Below are 274 nucleotides of genomic sequence, written 5' to 3'. Positions count from 1 at the left end.
GGTTGAACACGGCGTTACCGACGCCGCTGGTCAACCCGTTGTGCCAGAAGCCGCCGTCGCCCATCATCGAGATCGGCCGCTTGCCTGCAGGCACATTGAAGGCGGAGGCCGAGGCCGGGCCTAGCCCGTACCCCATCGTGGTGGCGCCGATATTGAAGGGCGGCAGGATCGAGAACAGGTGACAGCCGATATCGGCGGCGATGTGATGTGGTCCGAGTTCCTTCTCAACCAGTTTCATTGCGGAAAAGATCGGCCGTTCCGGGCAGCCGGTGCA

At 63.1% G+C, this 274-nt stretch carries 1 protein-coding gene; it reads right to left on the bottom strand.

The features are described from left to right. A partial coding sequence (locus tag QSV46_RS39735) for a thiamine pyrophosphate-dependent enzyme (protein WP_314964096.1) occupies positions 1-274 on the bottom strand: 274 nt, incomplete at both ends.

Origin of the sequence: Bradyrhizobium cosmicum, assembly GCF_032290525.1 — a bacterium.
GTDB classification, from domain to species: Bacteria; Pseudomonadota; Alphaproteobacteria; order Rhizobiales; family Xanthobacteraceae; genus Bradyrhizobium; species Bradyrhizobium cosmicum_A.
The sequence above is the reverse complement of the archived record's forward strand: the minus strand, read 5'-3'. Positions and strand labels throughout refer to the sequence as shown.